This window comes from Metabacillus crassostreae, assembly GCF_016908395.1.
GTDB classification, from domain to species: domain Bacteria; phylum Bacillota; class Bacilli; order Bacillales; family Bacillaceae; genus Metabacillus; species Metabacillus crassostreae.
The window spans coordinates 347913-369133 of the sequence record NZ_JAFBDU010000002.1 but is presented as its reverse complement, the minus strand read 5'-3'; the positions used below and the strand labels follow the sequence as shown (position 1 = coordinate 369133).

The 21221-nt window shown below is 33.4% G+C and carries 15 protein-coding genes and 1 riboswitch; of the genes, 14 read left to right on the top strand and 1 reads right to left on the bottom strand.

Annotated features, from left to right (window positions below; genetic code table 11):
* Nucleotides 1-35 precede the first annotated feature (35 nt).
* The 5 genes from JOC75_RS09500 to JOC75_RS09480 all read left to right on the top strand — a co-directional run bounded on the left by JOC75_RS09500 (nucleotide 36) and on the right by JOC75_RS09480 (nucleotide 6036).
* Nucleotides 36-995, top strand: a complete 960-nt coding sequence (locus tag JOC75_RS09500) for an acetylxylan esterase (protein ID WP_204953819.1) — start codon at nucleotides 36-38, stop codon at nucleotides 993-995.
* A 282-nt stretch (nucleotides 996-1277) separates the two neighbouring features.
* Complete coding sequence (locus tag JOC75_RS09495) at nucleotides 1278-2168, top strand: ROK family protein (protein ID WP_204953818.1); 891 nt, start codon at nucleotides 1278-1280, stop codon at nucleotides 2166-2168.
* Between the two features lie 57 nt (nucleotides 2169-2225).
* Nucleotides 2226-2831 (top strand): SGNH/GDSL hydrolase family protein, encoded by a 606-nt coding sequence (locus JOC75_RS09490; RefSeq protein ID WP_239589388.1) that lies wholly within the window; start codon nucleotides 2226-2228, stop codon nucleotides 2829-2831.
* A gap of 60 nt (nucleotides 2832-2891) precedes the next feature.
* On the top strand, nucleotides 2892-4070 hold the full coding sequence (locus tag JOC75_RS09485) for a GH1 family beta-glucosidase (RefSeq protein WP_204953816.1): 1179 nt from the start codon (nucleotides 2892-2894) through the stop codon (nucleotides 4068-4070).
* A 175-nt stretch (nucleotides 4071-4245) separates the two neighbouring features.
* Nucleotides 4246-6036 carry an ABC transporter ATP-binding protein gene (locus JOC75_RS09480; protein WP_204953815.1) on the top strand — a complete coding sequence of 597 codons (1791 nt, stop codon included), beginning with the start codon at nucleotides 4246-4248 and terminating at the stop codon, nucleotides 6034-6036.
* A 362-nt stretch (nucleotides 6037-6398) separates the two neighbouring features.
* Here the strand turns inward: JOC75_RS09480 and JOC75_RS09475 are convergent, their stop codons facing one another.
* The gene (locus JOC75_RS09475; protein WP_204953814.1) at nucleotides 6399-7877 is read right to left on the bottom strand and encodes a glycoside hydrolase family 5 protein; all 1479 of its coding nucleotides are present in this window, start codon (nucleotides 7875-7877) and stop codon (nucleotides 6399-6401) included.
* A gap of 656 nt (nucleotides 7878-8533) precedes the next feature.
* Between JOC75_RS09475 and JOC75_RS09470 the strand changes: the two genes are divergently transcribed.
* From JOC75_RS09470 to JOC75_RS09430, 9 genes are all read left to right on the top strand, one after another.
* On the top strand, nucleotides 8534-9568 hold the full coding sequence (locus tag JOC75_RS09470) for a substrate-binding domain-containing protein (protein WP_204953813.1): 1035 nt from the start codon (nucleotides 8534-8536) through the stop codon (nucleotides 9566-9568).
* A 172-nt stretch (nucleotides 9569-9740) separates the two neighbouring features.
* Nucleotides 9741-11063, top strand: a complete 1323-nt coding sequence (locus tag JOC75_RS09465; RefSeq protein WP_204953812.1) for an ABC transporter substrate-binding protein — start codon at nucleotides 9741-9743, stop codon at nucleotides 11061-11063.
* 479 nt (nucleotides 11064-11542) lie between these two features.
* Nucleotides 11543-11630, top strand: a riboswitch (cyclic di-GMP riboswitch).
* Between the two features lie 42 nt (nucleotides 11631-11672).
* Nucleotides 11673-12170, top strand: coding sequence for a hypothetical protein (locus tag JOC75_RS09460; RefSeq protein ID WP_204953811.1), 498 nt, complete (start codon nucleotides 11673-11675; stop codon nucleotides 12168-12170).
* Between the two features lie 14 nt (nucleotides 12171-12184).
* Nucleotides 12185-13105, top strand: a complete 921-nt coding sequence (locus tag JOC75_RS09455; RefSeq protein WP_204953810.1) for a DUF5667 domain-containing protein — start codon at nucleotides 12185-12187, stop codon at nucleotides 13103-13105.
* A 113-nt stretch (nucleotides 13106-13218) separates the two neighbouring features.
* Nucleotides 13219-13941, top strand: a complete 723-nt coding sequence (gene sigI, locus JOC75_RS09450) for an RNA polymerase sigma-I factor (RefSeq protein WP_204953809.1) — start codon at nucleotides 13219-13221, stop codon at nucleotides 13939-13941.
* A complete protein-coding gene (locus JOC75_RS09445) occupies nucleotides 13938-15146 on the top strand; it encodes an anti-sigma-I factor RsgI family protein (protein ID WP_204953808.1) in 1209 nt (402 codons plus the stop codon). Before sigI ends, JOC75_RS09445 begins: the two co-directional genes overlap by 4 nt.
* A gap of 820 nt (nucleotides 15147-15966) precedes the next feature.
* Entirely contained in the window at nucleotides 15967-17718 is a 1752-nt protein-coding gene (locus JOC75_RS09440) for a sensor histidine kinase (RefSeq protein WP_204953807.1), read from the top strand.
* A 311-nt stretch (nucleotides 17719-18029) separates the two neighbouring features.
* Entirely contained in the window at nucleotides 18030-19625 is a 1596-nt protein-coding gene (locus JOC75_RS09435) for a response regulator transcription factor (RefSeq protein WP_204953806.1), read from the top strand.
* 24 nt (nucleotides 19626-19649) lie between these two features.
* Nucleotides 19650-20996 carry an ABC transporter substrate-binding protein gene (locus JOC75_RS09430; protein WP_204953805.1) on the top strand — a complete coding sequence of 449 codons (1347 nt, stop codon included), beginning with the start codon at nucleotides 19650-19652 and terminating at the stop codon, nucleotides 20994-20996.
* The last annotated feature ends 225 nt before the right edge of the window (nucleotides 20997-21221 follow it).

Sequence of the window (21221 nt, the reverse complement as noted above, 5' to 3'; positions counted from 1 at the left end):
TGATTTATATAGTTTAAACATAGGAGATAGAAACAATGAATATTGATATGCCGTTGTCAGAATTGAAAACATATATGGGAAGTAGTCCCAAGCCTGAAGATTTTAATGAATATTGGAACAGAGGTTTAAGTGATGTTGGTAACTTATCTCTAGATTATGAATTGGTGTTTGCAGATATACAAACAGACAGAGTTGAATGTTTTCATTTGTATTTTACAGGAGTTGGTGGTGCGAAGATTCACTGTAAACTTGTTCGGCCTAAAAATGCACCGAAAAATGGCCCTGGTGTCGTCATGTTTCATGGATATTCTGTTGATAGTGGAGACTGGCTAGATAAAATTGCTTATGCATCCAATGGAATTACCGTTATAGCTCTTGATTGTCGGGGGCAAGGAGGAAAGTCTGAAGATACCTTAACTGTAAAAGGTTCAACGCTAAGAGGTCATATCATTAGAGGAATAGATGATCCTAATCCAGATAACCTTTACTATCGTCAAGTGTTTTTAGATACAGTCCAAACTGCAAGAATTCTTATGTCTATGGATAGTGTAGACTCAGATAGGGTAGGGGTATTTGGAATATCGCAAGGTGGTGCACTTGCAACAGCTTGTGCTGCTCTTGAGCCTAGAATAAAGGAACTCGTAGCCGTATATCCATTCTTATCAGATTATAAGCGAGTTTGGGACATGGATATGAATAACTCAGCATACGCTGAAATCGCAGAATATTTCCGTAACTTTGATCCCACTCATGAACGAGAAGATGAGATCTTTAACAAACTAGGTTATATCGATATTCAGAATTTCTCTGAAAAAATTAATGCGAGAACCCTTTGGGTAACAGGAATGATTGATGCTGTTTGTCCACCTTCATCTCAGTTTGCAGCATACAATAAAATTCAAACTAAGAAGGAAATTATTTTATACCATGAATACGCACATGAACATTTACCACATTTATCGGATAAAGCATTTAAAAGATTTCTATTTTTATAATCTGACTGACAAGACAACTGTCATAGGTTTATTTCGTACAAGGAAGTGCATAAATTTAGATTCTTAAAGGAGATTAGCATCATATTTAGTCGCTTAAAAGAACAACAATATTTTTACAAAAGTATGATTGGCCTAGCGATTCCTATAGCATTCAAACTCTCCTTATATCTTCACTCAACATGGTTGATTATTTAATGATTGGACAGTTAGGGATGAATTTAATAATTTATAAATCTATTAATGTCTTATAATGTAACAATTTAAAATAGGAGGGTAAATAAAATGAGTTTACGATTAGGAATTGATTTGGGTGGAACGAATGTAAGAGTAGGTCTTGTTGATGAAAAAGGAACAATATTAGAAATTATTCAAGAGCCTACAGAAGCTGAAAAAGGTCATATACATACAATTAATAAAATGAAGCAAATGATCGAAAGTCTAGTAAAAGGAAACAAAGTAAAAGGAATTGGAATTGGTGCACCAGGACCGTTAGATATTAAAAATGGAGTAATCTTAAGTCCTCCAAATCTTCCAGGATGGGATGAAATACCGCTTGTAAAGATATTCGAAGAACACTTTGAGGTAGAAGTATTTTTAAACAATGATGCTAATGTTGCAGGATTAGCTGAAGCCAATGCTGGGAGTGGTGCTGGTCATGAAAGTGTTTATTACATGACGGTAAGCACAGGAATTGGGGGTGCCCTAATTATAAATAAACAATTATTTAATGGAGCAAATGGATATGCTGGTGAAATTGGAAATATGATTATTGAGCCAGACGGCTATAAACATAACAATCTAAATCGAGGTGCATTAGAAGGTCTTGCAAGTGGAACTTCTATAGGAAGAAGAGCTTATGAGGAGTTTGGTATAGAAGGTGGAGCAAAACAGGTATTTCATCTAGCGAAACAAGGAAATAAAGAGGCTCAATTGATAATAGATGAAACCGTTAAATTCTTAGCAATTGGTATAGCGAATATTACACATGTTGTGAATCCAGATCTATTTGTAGTCGGTGGAGGGGTTATGGAATCAAAACAATTTATTCTCACTCCACTTAAGGATAAGGTGAAGGAGTTTGTTTATCCTCAACTGGCGTCTTCAATAAAAATAGTTCCAACTGCTCTTGGGGGTCAAGCAGGTGTAATTGGAGCAGCGATGCTTGTTAGATGATCTTAAATGAATTCAAAAAAGAGCTTCGACTAAAAAGCGAAGATGGAGGTAGTCGCTATGAACGTTTTATTTATTGGTGACAGTATTACTGAATGGGGTAGACATGAAGATGCGGAAGGAATTGGATCAGGGTATGTTCGACTCATTCATGACTATTATAAAACCTCACATCCAATTCAAAATTTCAAGGTTATCAATCAAGGTGTCGGTGGTGATCGAATTGTAGATTTGGAAGCAAGATGGGAGCATGATGTCATCCATATCAATCCAGATATAGTCTCCATTTCAATTGGTATAAATGATGTTTGGAGACAGTTAGATAGTGAGGATCAAGATCAGGTTTACCCTGAAGAATTCGAAAAAATTTACTTTAAACTATTAAAAAGTCTAAAAGAAAAAACAAAAGCTAAAATTGTACTAATGGAACCAACGATTATTGAAGAGAAGCTTGAAGCAGAAGGTAATCAAAAGCTAAAGGCATATATAGATATTATTCATAAACTAGCAGATCAATTTGAAGCAACTTTAGTTCCAACTCACCAATCGTTTCTAACATGTTTAAAAGCAAAAAATAACTATAAATTAACGACAGATGGTGTTCATATGAATTCAGCTGGAAATATGTTAATGGCTGTCACTTGGATTAATCATGTAAAAATTTGATAAATGAGAAGATATAGGAGGTATCAAAATGGCAATTGTTAATTTTCCAAAAGATATGAAATGGGGAACAGCAACAGCTTAGATATTGAAATAATGAAGGATTTAGGAATTGATGTTTACCGTTTTTCTGTAGCATGGCCACGTATTTATCCAAGCGGAACAGGTGAAGTTAACCAAAAAGGATTGGAATTTTATCATCGTTTTGTTGATAAATTACTTGAGAATGGGATTGAGCCAATATGTACACTTTACCACTGGGATCTCCCTCAAGCTTTACAAGATCAGGGTGGTTGGGGGAATCGAGAGACAATTGATGCGTTTGCTTCATATGCAGAGACAATGTTTAATGAATTTGAAGGAAAGATTAAATATTGGATTACTTTAAACGAGCCTTGGTGTATTTCTTTTTTATCAAATTATATTGGTGCGCATGCTCCAGGAAATACAGATTTACAGCTTGCTACACAAATCTCCCATCATTTATTAGTTGCCCATGGAAAAGCGGTCAAGAAATTTAGAGAATTAAAGATAGAGGGAGAAATTGGCTTTGCTCCTAATACAACATGGTTAGAGCCATATAGTAATTCTAAAGAAGATATTGAAGCATGTCGTAGAGAAAATGCTTATTTTATTGAGTGGTTTATGGATCCTGTATTTAAAGGAGAATACCCTCAATTTATGGTGGATTGGTTTAAGAAAAAAGGTGTTGAAATGAAAATTGATGTTGGTGATCTTGAAATAATTCAACAGCCGATCGATTTCCTAGGAATAAACTATTATACAGGACATATCGCACGATATAAGGAAAATGAAGGTCTCTTTGATTGGGAATATGTTGAGATCGGTTATGAGCGAACAGATATAGATTGGCCAGTATATCCTGATGGATTTTACAAAGTATTAACACACATTACTGAAAGATATGGAAATGTTCCAATTTACATCACAGAAAATGGTTCTTGTTACAATGATGAACCAGTTAATGGGCGTGTAAAAGATGAAAAACGTACCAAATATCTAAAACAACATTTAACCGCTTTAAGTAGAAGTATTGATTCAGGTGTTAATATCAAAGGCTATATGGCGTGGTCATTATTAGATAATTTTGAATGGGCTGAGGGATATAGTAAACGGTTTGGAATGGTATTTGTTGACTATTTAACACAGGAGCGTATTAAAAAGGATAGTTTTCATTGGTATAAGAAAACGATTTCTAATAATTGGTTCGTATTTGAGTAAACTTTGTTCTGATTTTACGAGTGAGTTTAATAGATAAATTGAAAACTGTGTGCCAAGAAAATTATGTATTGGCCACTGTTTATTTTAAAAAAGCATAAGAAGTCAAATTCTTCACTTAATCAAAAGTGGTGAAGAATAGGTAAAACTACATCTATGAATAAGGAAGTGAATAAGGATGGAAAAGAGTGGCCTTAAAGAAGAATTAGATTTTCAACCTTTATTATTTAAAGGAAATAATAAAAAGGAAAAGGCCCTTCATACGCTCTTCTTACTTTACAAAGGTCAATCAAGAAATATATTTTTATCCTTTTTCTTTTTTCTTATAAAACATTCACCTGTTTGGGTTATTCCGGTTACAACTGCGAATATGATCAATATTGCTAGTGAACCATCAAAACATAATCTATCAGGACTTTGGATAAATCTACTCGTTATATGTATTGTTATTATTCAGAATATCCCATCCCAAATGCTACACATGAGTTATCTTAGTAAAGCATCCAGACATGTTGAAGCAGGATTAAGAAGTACTTTAATAAGGAAGTTACAGCATTTATCTATTTCCTATCATGGTGAATTGCGTTCTGGAAAACTTCAAGCAAAGATATTAAGAGACGTAGAAAATATAGAAATACTTTCAAAACAGATTATGTTTACCTTTGCTGCAGCCATTACAAATGTTGTTGTTGCCATTGCTGTCACAGCATACAAAAATTTTTATATAGCTATCTTTTTTATCTTGGTGATTCCAGTAGCTTTGGTGTTTGTGTCTGTTTTTAGAAAAAGACTCCAAAGAAGAAATCGTGAATTTAGAACCGAAATAGAACACATGTCAGGGCAGGTTGCAGAGACTGTCACAATGATACCAGTTACAAGAGCTCACGGCTTAGAAGACCTAGAAATTAAAAAGACTGATTCAACTTTGTATAAGTTAAAGGGGAAAGGGTATAAACTTGATCTGGCAGAGGCTCTTTTTGGATCAATGGGCTGGGTTGTGTTTCAGCTTTTCCAAATGTTTTGTTTAGTTTTTACAGCAATCCTTGCTTACCGTGGAGAAATACAAGTAGGTGATATTGTGATGTATCAAGCGTATTTTACATCTATTTTAATGTCGGTTAACCAAATCATAACAGTATACCCACAGTTAGCAAAAGGATATGAATCAATTGTTTCTGTGTCTGAAATCTTATTTTCAGAAGAACAAGAGGAATACCAAGGGAAAAGAAATCTAAATGAGATTAAAGGAACATTAACATTTGAACAAGTTCATTTTCATTATCGAGATACGAATAAACATGTATTAAATGATTTTCAATTAGAAGTAAAGTCTGGTGAATGCATTGCATTTGTAGGGGAATCTGGAGCCGGTAAATCGACTGTCCTTAACATGATTGTTGGGTTTTATAAACCAACTAGTGGAAATATCTCTTTAGATGGTATTCCTTTCGATGAAATAAATATGAAAGAATATCGGAAAAATCTTGCTGTAGTTCCCCAAAACACAATACTTTTTTCCGGCTCAATAAGAGAAAACATTACCTATGGATTAACAAATATATCTGAAAATAAATTAAATAAAGTAATAGAAATGGCTAATTTAAATGATGTTATAGCAGATATGCCAAACGGTCTTGAAACTTTAGTAGGAGAGCATGGAGGAAGGTTATCAGGAGGGCAAAGACAACGAATTGCAATTGCTCGTGCACTTATTCGAGACCCAAAGATAATACTTTTAGACGAGGCAACTTCTGCGCTGGATAATAAATCTGAATTGCAGGTACAGCAAGCTTTAAAAGAATTAATTCATGGTCGTACAACGTTCATCGTTGCCCATCGGTTATCAACAATTAGAGATGCAGACAGAATTGTGGTGATGAAAGATGGTCGATGTGAAGAAGTTGGGACATATGAAGAACTAATGGCAAACGAAGGGGAGTTTTATCAACTTAAACAGATGCAAGCATAACTGTATATATTTTAAAAGGTAGATAGTAAGGAGTGCTTTATGTGTTTAATGTTGGCTGTTTTCACAGACTTTGTTGCTTATAAATACCCGAAGCATTCAGCATTGTATTAAGTCTAGTGGAATATTTTCTTTACACAATAGTAGCCTTAAAAATAGGCTGCCTAGCATTGAAGAATTTTTAGGAAGGGCAGCCTAAGGAATTTAGCTAATTATTATCTATATAAGTCTCAAAATTCGGAGCTGAATTTCCAGTTAAGTCAATTATAAATTCATTATAAGTTGTTAATTTTTACTTGAAGTATAGTTGTTTTAGATGTTTTTAATTTAACTAAGTCATTTCAACGACTAGAGCTTCTTAGGTTTTAATGTACTGTTACATTATCTAGGAATAATGCAGTTTGACCGCTACTATTTGATGCACCTGTGAACTGAACACCGATCTCTTGTACATTACTTAAATCAGGGATAGCAGATAAATTAAGGGATAGGATTGTACCACTTGAATTAATTTGAACAGGACCACCATCATACCAAGTCCAACTTGATCCAGCTTTAATGTATAATTTTGCCGTGATTCCATTACCAATAGATCCCCAGTTTGCATGTTTAACAGTAGCCTTCAGAGTTGATTTACCGGTTAAGTTTTGGTTGCTTGATAAAAATAAATAGTGTTGAGAGCCATTTCCTAATTGTGCATCTGCTTTAAGAGATTTACTTCCACTAGTAGCCCAGTCTGTTACAGACCACGGACCACCTGATACATTTATACCTAACCAATTTTGAGTGTTATCTTCAAAATCATATAGTGTTGTAGCTGTACTATCGGATCCGCCAGTTCCACCACCTGAGCTACCCCCAAACACGGGACTAGGTACAGAAGTTGCTTTTATGCCGTTAGAACCATTTACAATTGTATCACCCCAAGATGTTAAACTGTTTCCAGCCCAGTCACTAGTCAGATCAAGATAGCTCCACTCAGAACCATTTCCTTTCCAAGACCATGCTAACCAACCTACACCTTTTTGTTGTGAGTAGCTCATGATTGTTGCTTCATCAACATCACCATCAGTATGTTTATAACCAAATTCACCAATGATTAAGGCAAGACCTTGGTTTATAACACCATCAATATTTGATTTGACTGTTGCAGCATCTCCACCAGCATATTCGTACATGTGAATAGAGAACATCGTGTTTTTAAGCGGATCTGCATTAAATACAGATTTTCCATAATCATGAATCGATGCAGGATATTGTCCCCATCCAGCTGAATCAACGATTAATGTGTGTGTTAAGCCTGCATTTCGTAATTTAGGAATTGCCTGCTTATATGCATCAGCCCAATTTGATCCATTCCATGTCCCATACCACTCATTAGCAATGTTGATGATGACCTTATCTTCTTTACCGATAAGAGCATCTTTTATACTAATCCAATAATCTACTGCACTATTTAAAGAGGCTGTATCATCTTTACCAGTAGTATCATGAACCTCTAATACAGCAATAAGATTATTTTGTTCGGCTAAGGAAATGAGATTTCTTACCGTGGTTATATCATCTTTTGTGTACTGACTACCATCTGAGAGAACAATTCTTACTGTGTTAGCTCCTGTTGCTGCGATTGCTATAATAGCAGTTGTAGAATCACTTTTAAACCAAGAATGTGCATGATTTATACCACGCATAACAAAGGGCGTACCAGTTGCATCATACAAAATGTTTCCGCTTACATAAAATCCGTTGGCAGCTTTTACTGGAGCGGGTGAGAAAAGCAATGATGTAGAGATTAATAGAAGAACAGCTAAAAATAATGTTGTACTTTTACGTAAAATTAACATTTAATCACCTCATGGGAATAATATATTTTGAACTCTCAAAACTTAATGGTTAAGCCTCTTTTCATAAAGTTTTAGAGAGACAAAAACAAGTTAAGCAGTTGCTTACTTTTAACTTTTATTTGTACACACAAAATTTTACTTAAACGTTAACTTAATTGATACTTTGGATTGTAATTTAAAGAGGCATGTTTGACAACTAAAATGACAGAAAAGTTCGAAAAATAATTAGAAAGTATTAAAAAACTAAATTCTTCTAGTATTAATGTAATGGAAAAAAGAGTGTGAAGTAGGATAATATAACGATATGAAATTGAATTATTAAATTCTTAATTAATTGGAAATTCACTCATCTCTTAGTTACTTAACAAATTTATGGAATTACTTAAAAAAGGTTACAGGAAAAAATGATCATGGTATACTATTAAATAGTTTTCTAAACATAGTAGAGCACTTGTAAACGGTTTAGATTATAATATATGGTATATACTGTTGAAAATAATATTACACAGGATGTCTATTATATTTGCTCTGGTCAAATGGTATTGTTGTGAATATTGTAGGGAGCAGTTTTCCAATCTAAAAAAACGACAAATAGACATACCAGAGACGAATTTATTTAAAATAAAGTAATAAAAAGTGTATTGGAGGTGGCTTTAGTGAGTAATAATGTAACAATGCGAGATATAGCAGCACGACTAGGAGTAAGTAGTGTAACAATATCAAAAGCGTTGAACGATAAAGATGGAGTAAGTGATGAGCTAAAGCAAAAGATTAAAGAAGTTGCTGATGAAATGGGTTATCGCTTTAATACATTAGCTAAGTCTATGAAGGATGGGCAAGCTTATAATATAGGTGTAATTATTCCTGAGCGATTTACGGGTGAAATTCAGTCATTTTATTTGCGATTTTACCAGCATATTGCAAAAGTTCTTGATCAACAACAATATAGCGGAATACTTCATATATTAAGTGCTGATGATGAAGATCAGCTTGCCCTGCCTAGAATCTACTATGATAAGAAGGTTGATGGTCTTCTTATATTAGGTCAAATTAGCAATGATTATATAACATTACTTAATAAAGTAGATATTCCAGTCGTTTATATTGATTTTTATAACGAAGATGCTGAAGCAGACACAGTGATAACAGATAACTTTAATGGCGTATATGAAATAACCAATCATTTGATTAAAAATGGTCACAGAGATATTGGATTTGTTGGAAATATCTACTCAACTAGTAGTATTCAAGATCGCTTTTTAGGCTATTACAAATCATTACTAGAGCATCATATTGTGTTAAATCAAGATTATATAATAAATGATCGAGATAAACGTGGAAAATTTATAGATATTGAGCTACCAGAAAAGCTTCCTACTGCCTTTGTGTGTAACTGTGATCGAGTAGCTTATAACTTAATAGAAAAACTTAATTCTTTAGGTTACAAAGTACCTGAAGATTGTTCAGTAGTAGGTTTTGATAATGATATTTACTCACAGATATCAGAACCAAAATTAACAACAGTTGAAGTTGATATTGAAGAAATGTCAAAAACAGCTGTTAAGTTAATCATTTCTAAATTAAAAAGTAAACAAAATAAATGGGAACAGGTTTCGGTAAAAGGTAAGATCGTTTTTAGAGATTCTGTTCATAAAATCAATGGTGATATAAATATAGATGATGCGATATAATTCATTTTTAAAATGACTAAAAGGCTTGAATCCTAAATAGGGATTCAAGCCTTTTTAATATTGATTTTGTGGCATACGTGACGACAATTTTTTATTTGATTGACAGGTAAGCGTTTTCATTATAAAATTATTTTGTAACTTAAACGATTACTTAATTAAAGGGGGAGAAGAAATGAAAGTGTTACTTAAATTTCTTGTGTTTAGTATTTTAGCAGTTGGAATGTTAGTGGGCTGCTCACAAAAAGAAAGCAGCTCTACAAATGAAAACAGTGGTGGAGAAAAGACAGAGAAATCAGGTCCATCAGGTGAAATCTTAGTATTAACAAACAGAACAGATATTGTTGATACAGTATTTAAAGACTATGCCGCAAAATTTAACGAGAAATATCCGGATGTGAAAGTGAACTTTGAAGCAATTACTGATTATGAGGGTCAAGTGAAAATCCGTATGAATTCAACGGAATACGGTGATGCTTTGCTTATACCAAATGATGTGCCTGTTAACGAATTAAGTAATTTCTTCGAGCCTCTTGGATCAGTTGAAGAGTTAAGTGGGAAGTATCTACACGTTGATGAAGATGCTTTTGACGGAACTAGTTACGGTATACCTGTAACTGTTAATGCACAGGGTGTAGTGTACAACAAAAAGGTATTTGAAGAAGCAGGAGTGACTGAAATACCTACAACACCAGAAGCTTTCATCGAGGCTTTAAAGAAAGTTAAAGAAAACACAGATGCCATACCTTATTACACGAACTATGCTGCGGGTTGGCCATTAACACAATGGGAACCTAATCGTTTATCGATTGCTGGCGTGGAAGATTATGTTAATGTGCAAATGCCTAACATGGATGATCCATTTGCAGAAGGTAAACCACATTATATTCTTTATAAGCTAATGCATGATATTGCAAAGGAAGGACTAATTGAACCAGATCCATTAACAACTGATTGGGAAAGCTCAAAAGAAATGATGGCAAAAGGTGAAATTGCTTCGATGATTCTAGGTTCATGGGCAATTACACAAGTTCAAGCTCTAGCTGAAAATCAAGATGATATTGGTTACATGCCATTCCCATATAACCATGATGGAAAGCTTTATTCTGAAACAAGTGGAGATTATAAAATTGGAATTAACAAAAATAGCGAAAACATAGAAGCAGCTAAAGCTTGGGTAGATTGGTTTCTTAATGAATCAAACTATGCTATTGAAAATGGAGGGATTTCTCCGGTAATTGGTGATGATTTTCCAACGACATTAAGCTCATTCCAAGAACTTGGTGTGGAATTATTATCAAATTCACCAGCTAAAGAGGGGGAAGATGGCTGGATAGATGCTATTGATCAAGAAGGAGAAATTGGTCTATTCCAACCTGAATTTAAACAACGTATTATTGAATCTGGAATTGGTAATACAAAAGAAAGCTTTGATGATATTATGAATGATTTAAATGCAGATTGGAAAGCTGCAAGAGAGAAAGTCACGAATAATTAGCATGGGAGGAGGACGAGAATTAGCGTCCTCCTTTTTGTGCTACAAGCAAGCTTTCAAAATACACAAAAATTGTACAAACTTAATTTAATTCATTGTTTCTTATTTACAACACAAGACAAGAACGTTAATTTCTTAATACTTATTTAACTCAACTTTGTTAATTTAATCCTCATTTCTTCCCAACCCAATTTTGAGAGGGTAGTGGCAGGAGATTCAAACTCCTCTCGGATCATGTGAGAAAGCTAGATATAGTATTAATACTGTTTCTGGTGTTTTTTTGCATTTCAATATTTTTCCCGTGTTTCGCTTAGTTGACTTTACAAATAATAAAGAACTTCTTCCTATATCATATTGTAATGTTAAGTAGATCCGAAACCTTATTTATATTGATAAAAAACTTTTTTATAAAAATAATAAATTTATTAAAAAACCCTCCGAAAATTCGACAAGTTTCAGTATAGATATATAGAAAACTAAATAAATAGTAAAGGCAAAACTACTGAAAGGTGGTGACGCAAAGCTATAGGGACTAAAGATCGAATTGATCTATGTTTGCCAGCTGCCATGCGGTACCTAGAAGAAAAGCTCATAAAACAAGAGGTGAATTTAATGAAGAAGCTATTTATCATCTTATCGTTAACCCTTTTTACAGTAGGATGTGGGAAGGAAGAAACGGTAGAGTCGACATCTGCTACTTCACCTTCAAAAGAGGAGCAGACACAGGTTAAATCGTTATTATATGAAAATGAAGAAAAAGGTATTCGTGTTGGTGATATAAAACACTGGAAATTAAGTAAAGAACAAGATTCAAATGTTGTTTTTCAAAATGAAAATTTACAAGCAATCATAACTATTTTACCTAACAAACAGGATATAAAGTCAATCAAAAGAGATTTAATAGTGGGTGCTGGGGATATCACCATAATTGAAGAAACAGATAAAACGTTATCTTTTCAATCAAATCGTAAAGAAAGTATTCAAACAGATATATTCATTTTTCAAGTTGGTGAGAAAATGAATATTGTAACGTTTGTAGGTAAAGTAGACGATGATGAAATGAATCGACCAAAAATTGTAGAGTTCAAAGAACATATTCAATTTAACTAGGAGAGGAAGAAAGAATGATGAAAAAATTTGTTATATCAGGTTTTACATTAGGGACATTATTAATGGCAACTTCGGCGTTTGCAGAAGAGAAGCAAGAGATTGTTAGTGCAGATTCTGAATTATACGAAACAGTTAGTTTAATAGAAGAAGCAGAATTTGAGTTAACAGAGGATATCGAAGAAAAAGTATTACTTCAAGATGACTATGCTGAGGATCGTTTATTAGAGGCGGAGGAACAACTAGATAACGGTGACGAGGAAACAGCAGAAGAATTAATCGAAGACTATGAAGAACATGTTGATATTATTGAAGAAACAATTGAAGAAGCAGAAGAAAATGGTGAAGATGTTTCAGAAGTAATTACAATTGTTGAAGAAAATGCTGAAAAAAGAAGCGATAATTTACTTGCTCTATTAGAGAGAGAAGACCTACCTGAATCAGCAAAAGCTGGAATTGCTAAAGCTTTAGATAACCAGAAGAAAGCTTTTGAAAAAGCAACTGCAGCAAAAGAAAAAGCAAAACAAAATGAAGAAGATGATGAAAAGGAAACTGAAGTAGCAGAAGTAGAAGATAAAGACGAAGTGGATTCGGACAAGCAAGCTGAAGAAGTAGAAGACGCTGAAGAAGCAGCAGAAGAACAAGCTGAAAAAGAAAGAGAAGCAGCAGAAGAAAAAGCTGAAAAAGAAAGAGAAGTAGCAGAAAAACAAGCTGAAAAAGAAAGAGAAGCAGCAGAAAAACGTGCTGAGAAAGAAAGAGAAGCAGCAGAAAAACGAGCTGAGAAAGAAAGAGAAGCAGCAGAAAAACGAGCTGAAAAAGAAAGAGAAGCAGCAGAAAAACGAGCTGAAAGAGAAAAAGAAGCAGCAGAAAAACGTGCTGAAAAAGCAAAAGAAGCAGGTAAGAAAGCTGAACAAGGAAAAGAAACAGAAAGACCTTAATTATCTTGGAAACAACTACCACTCTTTTTGGTAGTTGTTTCTTTCATTTCGCCTTTACCTCAACTATCATATCATGTACAGTATTGAAAAAAGCTATGTAAGCGGGTGATAGGATGAACATCGATGAGCTTATCTTGGTTATTACAAATTGCAAAAATGGTGATCAGTTGTCTAGAGAGCAACTAATTCAACATTATCGCCCATATATTCTCAATACTGCGTCTCACATTTGTAAGCGGTATATAAGCTGGAGTGATGAGGAGTCTAGTATAGGTTTGATTGCCTTTAATAGGGCTATTGATACGTTTGAGCAATACAGTGGTAGGACATTTCTTAATTATGCCTATCTTTTAATACAACGTGACTTAATCGATTTTTATAAAAGAGAAAAAAGTGAACAACACCTGTCCATTACTTTTGTAGATTCTGAACAAAGTAACAATATGTTTGAGATAGAAAAATCTGTAGATAGCTATCGTCGTTCGCTGACATCAAATGAGCTAGTTGATGAAATTATTGAGTTTGATCATGCCTTAAGTGAATTCAAGGTTTCTTTTGAGGAGCTTGAAAAGCATTCGCCAAAGCATAAGGATACTAGGAAAAAATTATATCAACTCTCAGATGTGTTTATTTTAGATGCTGAGTGTAAACATCACTTTTTCTTAAAAAAGAGATTACCGGTGTCCTTGTTTAGCAAAAAGACAGGCTTTTCTAAAAAGACATTGGAAAAGCATCGAAAATATTTTATCTCACTTATTCTGCTTAAATTTAATCCACAGTGGGTGCAGTTATCTGCATATATAATCGATTTTCAAGGAAAGGAGGAAGACTTATGAAATATTCAACATATAAAGGAATTGTCGTGAAGATAACAGATCTTCACCTCGTCATACTTCAAGATAATGGTAGATATAAAAATGTCCCGAAAAATGCTATTAAACAGGTTCCACTTTTAGGACAATCTATCAGCTATGTTGAAAAAGCTTCTTCCTTGAGTTGGGTACCCTATATTTCTGTAGCTGCCCTCTTATTTTTATCATTTATCTCATATTCGATTTTCCAATCAGTTAAGCCTTCATATTTATTAGTAATAGATATTAACCCAAGTCTCGAGCTGGAAGTTAGTGACAAAGGGGAAGTGATTGATTTAAGAGCTTTAAATGAAGATGGAGAAAAAATTGTTTCTTCTATAGAAGATTATGATCGTAATGTGTTGCATATGATTGATTCAATCGTAAAGGATGCTAAGAAAAAAGGATATCTAGCGAAAAATCCTATAATTACAACAAGCTTAATTTCACTTGAAGAAGATGATATAACATTGCATGTTAAAGAAATTAATGATGCTTTAACGTCTTATGTTCAAGGAGAACACGTTGAAGTCGAGGTTAAAGAAGCAGCTCTGGTTGAATATAAAGAAGCTAAAAAACTAAATCTATCAGTAAATTATTATCAACAATATCAAGTTCTTATAGAAAAGGAACTCGTAGAAGATCTTAATGATATTAAAGGAAAAACAATGGTAGAATTAAAATCTATGGCGTCTCAACCTAATAAGGAAATAGAGGAAGAGGATAAGGAAGCTCAATTGATACCAAATGATACTGATCAAGTGGAAGCAAAATCAAAGGTTACTGAAAAACAACCTACAAAAGAACAAGTCCCTAACGATCATATCAAAGAAAATGTTGATCAAAATACTAGTGAAAAAAGTAGAAGTCAAAATCCAAAAGAAGCTGAATCTAAAGAAAAAGCACCAAAGAAAATAGACAATAGTGGAGACAAACAAAAGTCAGTAAATGAGCAAGAAAATAAAGGAGTTAAAAAGGAACCACCGAAAATAGATAACCCTCAGAAAGAAGAACCGAAACCACCCAAAGCAGAGGAAAGAGTTGAAGAAAAACAAAAAATAAAACAGCCTCCTAATGTAAAAGAGAGTGGAGAAACTGAGGAGAATAAAAATCAAAGAATTGAAAGAAATCCAGAAAGTCCAAGCATTGAAAAAGAGAATGAGAAGGGCAAGAATAGTGAGAAGGAATGATTATATAAATAGTGTGAAGAAGTTGTAACATCAAATAAAAACGTCTAAAACTCTTGATATTTAGGGATTTAGACGTTTTTATATGCTATCAGGAATGGTTGATAATTGTTATTAACACGTCTTGACGGTTCGATTGACTACTCTCGAAGATTGAAAACACAAAATTCTAAGGAATGAAACACGAATGTCTAAATACATTTTTTCTTATAGTATTCTAGTTGATTTATTTGATAACAGAAATTCTCTAGATAAACAGTAATGTCATATTGAACTAAATAAGTATAAGAAAAAACCAAAAATTTTAAAAGGTAAAGTCCGAAAATTTTAGAATAAACTGAGTGTTTATTTTGGTACATTTAGTGAAAAATAATACAAACACAACCAACTTCAAATTCTGACGGTTAGTATAAAACCTATCATGAACATTTTGTAATGAAGTAAAAATTAGCATATCATTGTTTTATAACAAACATTTTCAGAAAAATATCCTAGTTAAAATGTAAGAAACTTAACAGTTCTATATATAAAGATTAGAAAAATACAGATTTAGAAGAAGTAGTATTTAAGAGAAGTGTACTTTCAAATTTAGAGAGCGACTATATACAGTCGCTCTTTTTAGGATTAGCCAAATCAAAGTCATCGAGTATCTCATATAGAAAATTAAAACATTTATCAGGGAAAGATTTTTATGGCTATGAAAATTTGTGAAAAAAGAGAATCCGCAAAATGAAATTGTATTTTATATAACTATATTGAAAATAGAGTTTTTCACTTGTATGATTTGTAATTCGAAAGGGTCTTTAACCATCTAGGAGGTAATATGTTTTTTTCATTGCGAAATCGTTTATTTATTATTTTCACTCTACTACTAACGATCCCCTTTCTGGTTTTATCCATTATCATTCCAAATTGGTTTACTTCAATTTTTGAAGAACAAACGAAGAATTCAACTGTCGAAATGATGGACCAGTATTCACTTTATATTGATTCAATCACTTCACAAGCAGAGGATCTTGGAAAACAGGTTTTGGTTAATCAAGCAACTCAACAATGGTTGAAATCAGAAAAGGATAATACAGAAATAAAAAGTGCTCAGGATTTATTAAAAAATCAGCTTAAAATGCAGCTCTCTTCCATGATGATTAACAATTCTAAATCCATGTCTATATCTGTTTTTCTTATTGATGGTACTGGAACATGGGAGGATCTTCCAACAATACAGGAAACAGAGTGGTTCAAAAATTTTACTGAAAATGATCAGCGGTGGGTTAAAACCCATGATGAAGCGATTGCAGCAAATGTGAATAGTTATCTTCTTCCGCTGTTTGATTTGTATACGCTTGATTTATCTGGAGTGATTAAAGTTAATTTTCCATCTTCACTGCTTGAAACAGCACTAAGTAAAATTAAGCTTGGAGAAAATGGTCGTGTTTATTTAGTGGATAGTTCGGGAGATAACGTGTTATCTGGGGAAGTACAGACTCCGGAATATGTATTAAATAAAAGCCTAGAAGAAATATGGAATGATAAACAAAATAAAGGATTAATAGAAACTAATTATAATGGTGATGAATACCTTGTGTTTTACCAAAAGTTAAAAATCGGTGATTGGGTTTTAGTCAGTGAGATTACAAAGTCTGAGTTGTTTTCAAAGATTAATACCTTGCAGAAAAATTTGTTGTTAACAAGTGTTCTCATTTTTTTCTTAACAATTATTGCTTCTTATTTTCTTTCCTCGACAATTGTAAGACCATTAGGAAAGCTTACGAAAGCAATGAAATTTGTTGAACGAGGAGACTTTTCTAGAGCTAAAGATTTTATGCTGAGAATTAAATCATATAACGACGAAGTAGGATATGCTATAAAAGTATTTGATCATACAATTGACAAATTAAATTTTTTAATTAGAACTGAATATGAAGCAAACATTCGCAGAAAGGATGCGGAATACAAAGCTTTATTATTACAAATTAATCCTCATTTTTTAAACAATACTCTTGAAATTATTGGTGGATTAGCGGCCCAGGGTAAAAACAAAGAGGTTATGAATGTAAGCATTCATTTAGGCCGAATGATGAGGTATTCCTTAAATACTCAAAGTGATATCGTAAAATTAGGTGAGGAAATTGCTTATATACGAGATTTTACTGATATATTAAAGCTTCGGTATGAAGATGCGATTACTGTAGAAATTGAAGAAGATCCAGAAACAAAATTTGTGCCAATTATTAAATTTATTATACAGCCTCTTGTTGAAAACGCAGTAAAATATAGTTTTATAAATAAACAGTTTGCCCAGCTAAAAATAAAAACAGAGAACTGTGGAGATGAAATATTTATTATCGTTGAAGATTATGGAATAGGGATGACTGAAGAGGTCGTTACAAACTTACTGGATACAGAATTAAATAATGAATCAAGCAATGTGTTAAAAAGCAAAGGTAGCAGTATTGGTCTTGAAAATGTATTAGGCCGTTTGAAGTTATACTATGGTGAAAACTTCTCATATAACATTCAATCTGAAAAGGATAAGGGTACCAAAATTACTCTTTGTATAAGGCTGTTTTCGTAAACTTGTTGCTTTAACAACTCCAAGTAAACAGCACTATATAAAGCATAGTGGCATCTTTTCTTCATAGGATAGTACCTATTTTGCCATAACAACAATGTTTCCACTGCATAATTAGGTCAATTAGCAAGAATCTTTCAGAAAAGAGCCTTGTATAAAAAGAAACTCCCATTAGTAAGGTGGATTTCTCTTCTTCATATGGTTAGAGAAACTATCAGGCTTTTTTCGGGAAAGCATATTTTATCACTTATCATAAACCACTTAAGTTTAAAATGGATATTTCAACAAGCAATCAAGTTATTGGGGGGATATACATGTTAAAGGTAATCATTGCAGATGATGAAATACAAATTCGAAAAGGGTTACGAATGAAAGTAGAGTGGGAAGAGGAAGGTTTTCAAATCGTTGAAGAAGCTTCGAATGGACAAGAATCACTGGACTTGTTAAAAAAGATGAAGGTAGATGTTGTCATAACAGATGTAAGGATGCCAATCATGGATGGTATTCAATTTGTGAAACAATGTCATCGTGAACATCTGAATGTTAAAGTAATCGTCTTATCAGGTTATTCCGATTTTGAGTATGTAAGATCATCGATGATAGAAGGTGTGAAAGATTACCTTTTAAAACCAGTCGCTCCCGATGAATTAGTAGAAGCTTTGAGACGAATTAGATCGGAAATAGAGAAAGAAAAGAAAAGACAACTCGAATCAGATCAAATTAAAAGGATGGTTCACAACCAAGTGGAAGAAATGCGGGAACAATATTTGCTCCATTTGGTTAAGGAAGAATGGTCAGAACTTACAGTTACAAGTGAGAGGCTTAAGCAATTGCAGTTAAATGATTTTGCGAATGAAGACGTACATTTTCAGTTTGTAACGGTGGAGGTAAGAGGTACAGAACAGGCATTTAATATAAAGGAACTGTGGCTTCCTTTTAGAATGCTATGCAGGGAAATAGCTAAAGAACACGATGGAACTTATTCTTTCTATGATGCAAGTTATGCAAATATGATTCACTTTATCAATCGAGTAGATTCCAGCCAGTTAAATTCTAAATCTCCATTGATTAGAAAAATTCAACGACATGTAAAGGAATTCATGAACATAGAAACAGTGATAGGTATTGGAAAGGTTGTTACTGGTCTGACAGAATGTAAGAATGGATATATATCAGCATTGCTTTCTTGGAGTCAAAGCCAATTAGGCTCACAATCGCAGGTGATCGAGGAGACTACGAATAAGGAGGTATTTGAGTTTACAGCTGATGTTGAAAAGAAATTAATTAACACGATTGAAACTGAAAATCATGAGGACTTTAAGAAAACTATATATTCAATTTTGGGAGAAATGAATAACCAATCGATTATGTCCTTTTCGTTTGTTGCCAATAGAGTGCTATTTATGTTAGGTTTTTTAGCAAAAAAGTATGATATTGATACGATTGAAATAAATAATACGATATGGAATTGCCAACAGAGGATATGGGAGCTTAACTCTCAAAACAGGGTCATAGAACAACTCATTCATTTGGCGCACTCTATCATTGAAAAGGTACATGAAGACCGTTGCTCCTCAAATGGGGTAGCAATCGTAGAAAATGTTCGTCGCTATTTAGATCAGCATTATGCAAATGAAATTTCACTTACTACTTTGGCAGATAAGTTCCATATTAATAGTACTTATTTGTCTGAAATTTTTAAACACAACATTGGTCAAAACTTTAGTGATTATTTAATCACCTTACGAATGGATCATGCTAAAGCATTTTTAAAAGATAAACAACTAAAAATAATTGACGTAGCTCACTTAGTGGGTTTTTCAAATTCAGGTTATTTTAGTACTGTATTTAAAAAACACTTTGGTCAAACTCCAGTTGAATTCCGTAAATCGCAACATTTGAATAGATAAATTCGTAACAAAGAAGGGAACCGTATGATAAAGAAAGTAGCAGTTATTACTATTATAATTATTTTCATGATACTAGCTTGTTATACTTTGTCTTTTTTTTATAACTACTCAAATGACCAAAAAGGACAATGGAAGAATCAAATTGATGAAAAAGATAAGATTTACCTCACATTTTGGCGAAATAATGGGACTACATCAGAGAATAAAGCTTATGAAGCTTTAATTTCAACTTTTGAGGCGTCACACCCTTCCATCAAAATTAAGATGGTATCTATTCCATATGCAGACTATGAATTAAGGTTGCGAACAGAAATCGCTGCAGGAAATCCACCTGATATTATGGCAATTGATACCCCATACTTAGCTCTTTATGCAAATTCAGGATCTCTTTTATCTATTGATCAATATATGAAAGCCGAAGGTGATATTGAAGATATACCTCCTACTACATTGAAGGGATTAACGTATGAAGATGAAATTTACCTTTCACCAATGGTAGAATCTGGTGTAGCCTTATTTTATAATATGCACCTATTTAAGGAGGCGGGGGTGCCATTCCCATCTAAAGATCCTAATAAACCGATGACTTGGGATGAGGTATTAGAGGCTACAAAAAAAATAACGAATTCTGTGAATGGTGTGTATGGAATTGATCCAGCACAGGGATTTGGTGCGGGGGAAGCTCCTGCTTACTTTAAACTTCCACTTCTATGGCAGTTTGGTGCTGAAGTTCTTAACCCTAATGCTACATCAGCAGAGGGCTACTTAAATTCGGATGAAGCTTTAAAGGCATTACAATTTTATCAAGATCTCTATCACAAACATAAAGTTGCTGCGGTTGAATTACCACCTAATCCGTTTGAGACGGGAAAGCTTGCAATGACAGTTATGGGCTCATGGGTATTTGCAGACCTTGAAAAGAATTATCCTGACTTTAAATTAGGGGAAGATTTTGGAGTTGCGCCGTTACCAAAGATGAATAATCAAGTTACACCAAAAGGTGGTTGGGCTCTTGGGATCTCAGCAAAATCTAAATATCCTGAAGAAGCGTGGGAATTTATTAAATATGCTACAAGTTTTGAAGGCTCAAAAAAATATGTTGAAATGACAGGTGATTTATCTGCGAGATACTCAGTAGTTAATGCATTTCCTGAACTTAATGAATACCCGAAAAACATATTTATACAACAAACTCAAAAATACTCTAAGAACCGCCCAGTTACACCTGTCTATCCTGCTGTAAGTGAAGCGATTAAGACATTATTTGAGGATGTTGGTATAGGCGGGGAAAATGTAGAGGCTTCCGCAAAAGAAGCTGTGGAGAAAATTAATAATAGTTTAAATGATATTAAAAATCCAAAAGACTTCTAATCCTCTAGTTTTTAAGCTAGGGGATTTTTTCTGGAATAAAATAAGAACCAAAGAAATTTAATATTCACAACCAAAAAATTTGAAATATTATAAGTTTCGATTTTGTTATAGTAGAAATCACAGAGAGAGAACTAAACAACGAGAGGGGAAAACTAATGAACGAGCATACATTGCAAATTATTCACACGTAAAAATGAAATCGTTATCAATAGTGGTTACTTTCAA

Excerpts from the sequence above, each read along its gene's own strand:
- JOC75_RS09500 (WP_204953819.1), top strand. The coding sequence starts at position 36 with ATGAATATTGATATGCCGTTGTCAGAATTGAAAACATATATGGGAAGT.
- JOC75_RS09495 (WP_204953818.1), top strand. The coding sequence starts at position 1,278 with ATGAGTTTACGATTAGGAATTGATTTGGGTGGAACGAATGTAAGAGTA.
- JOC75_RS09490 (WP_239589388.1), top strand. The coding sequence starts at position 2,226 with ATGAACGTTTTATTTATTGGTGACAGTATTACTGAATGGGGTAGACAT.
- JOC75_RS09485 (WP_204953816.1), top strand. The coding sequence starts at position 2,892 with ATGGGGAACAGCAACAGCTTAGATATTGAAATAATGAAGGATTTAGGA.
- JOC75_RS09480 (WP_204953815.1), top strand. The coding sequence starts at position 4,246 with ATGGAAAAGAGTGGCCTTAAAGAAGAATTAGATTTTCAACCTTTATTA.
- JOC75_RS09475 (WP_204953814.1), bottom strand. The coding sequence starts at position 7,877 with ATGTTAATTTTACGTAAAAGTACAACATTATTTTTAGCTGTTCTTCTA.
- JOC75_RS09465 (WP_204953812.1), top strand. The coding sequence starts at position 9,741 with ATGAAAGTGTTACTTAAATTTCTTGTGTTTAGTATTTTAGCAGTTGGA.
- JOC75_RS09460 (WP_204953811.1), top strand. The coding sequence starts at position 11,673 with ATGAAGAAGCTATTTATCATCTTATCGTTAACCCTTTTTACAGTAGGA.
- JOC75_RS09455 (WP_204953810.1), top strand. The coding sequence starts at position 12,185 with ATGATGAAAAAATTTGTTATATCAGGTTTTACATTAGGGACATTATTA.
- sigI (WP_204953809.1), top strand. The coding sequence starts at position 13,219 with ATGAACATCGATGAGCTTATCTTGGTTATTACAAATTGCAAAAATGGT.
- JOC75_RS09445 (WP_204953808.1), top strand. The coding sequence starts at position 13,938 with ATGAAATATTCAACATATAAAGGAATTGTCGTGAAGATAACAGATCTT.
- JOC75_RS09440 (WP_204953807.1), top strand. The coding sequence starts at position 15,967 with ATGTTTTTTTCATTGCGAAATCGTTTATTTATTATTTTCACTCTACTA.
- JOC75_RS09435 (WP_204953806.1), top strand. The coding sequence starts at position 18,030 with ATGTTAAAGGTAATCATTGCAGATGATGAAATACAAATTCGAAAAGGG.
- JOC75_RS09430 (WP_204953805.1), top strand. The coding sequence starts at position 19,650 with ATGATAAAGAAAGTAGCAGTTATTACTATTATAATTATTTTCATGATA.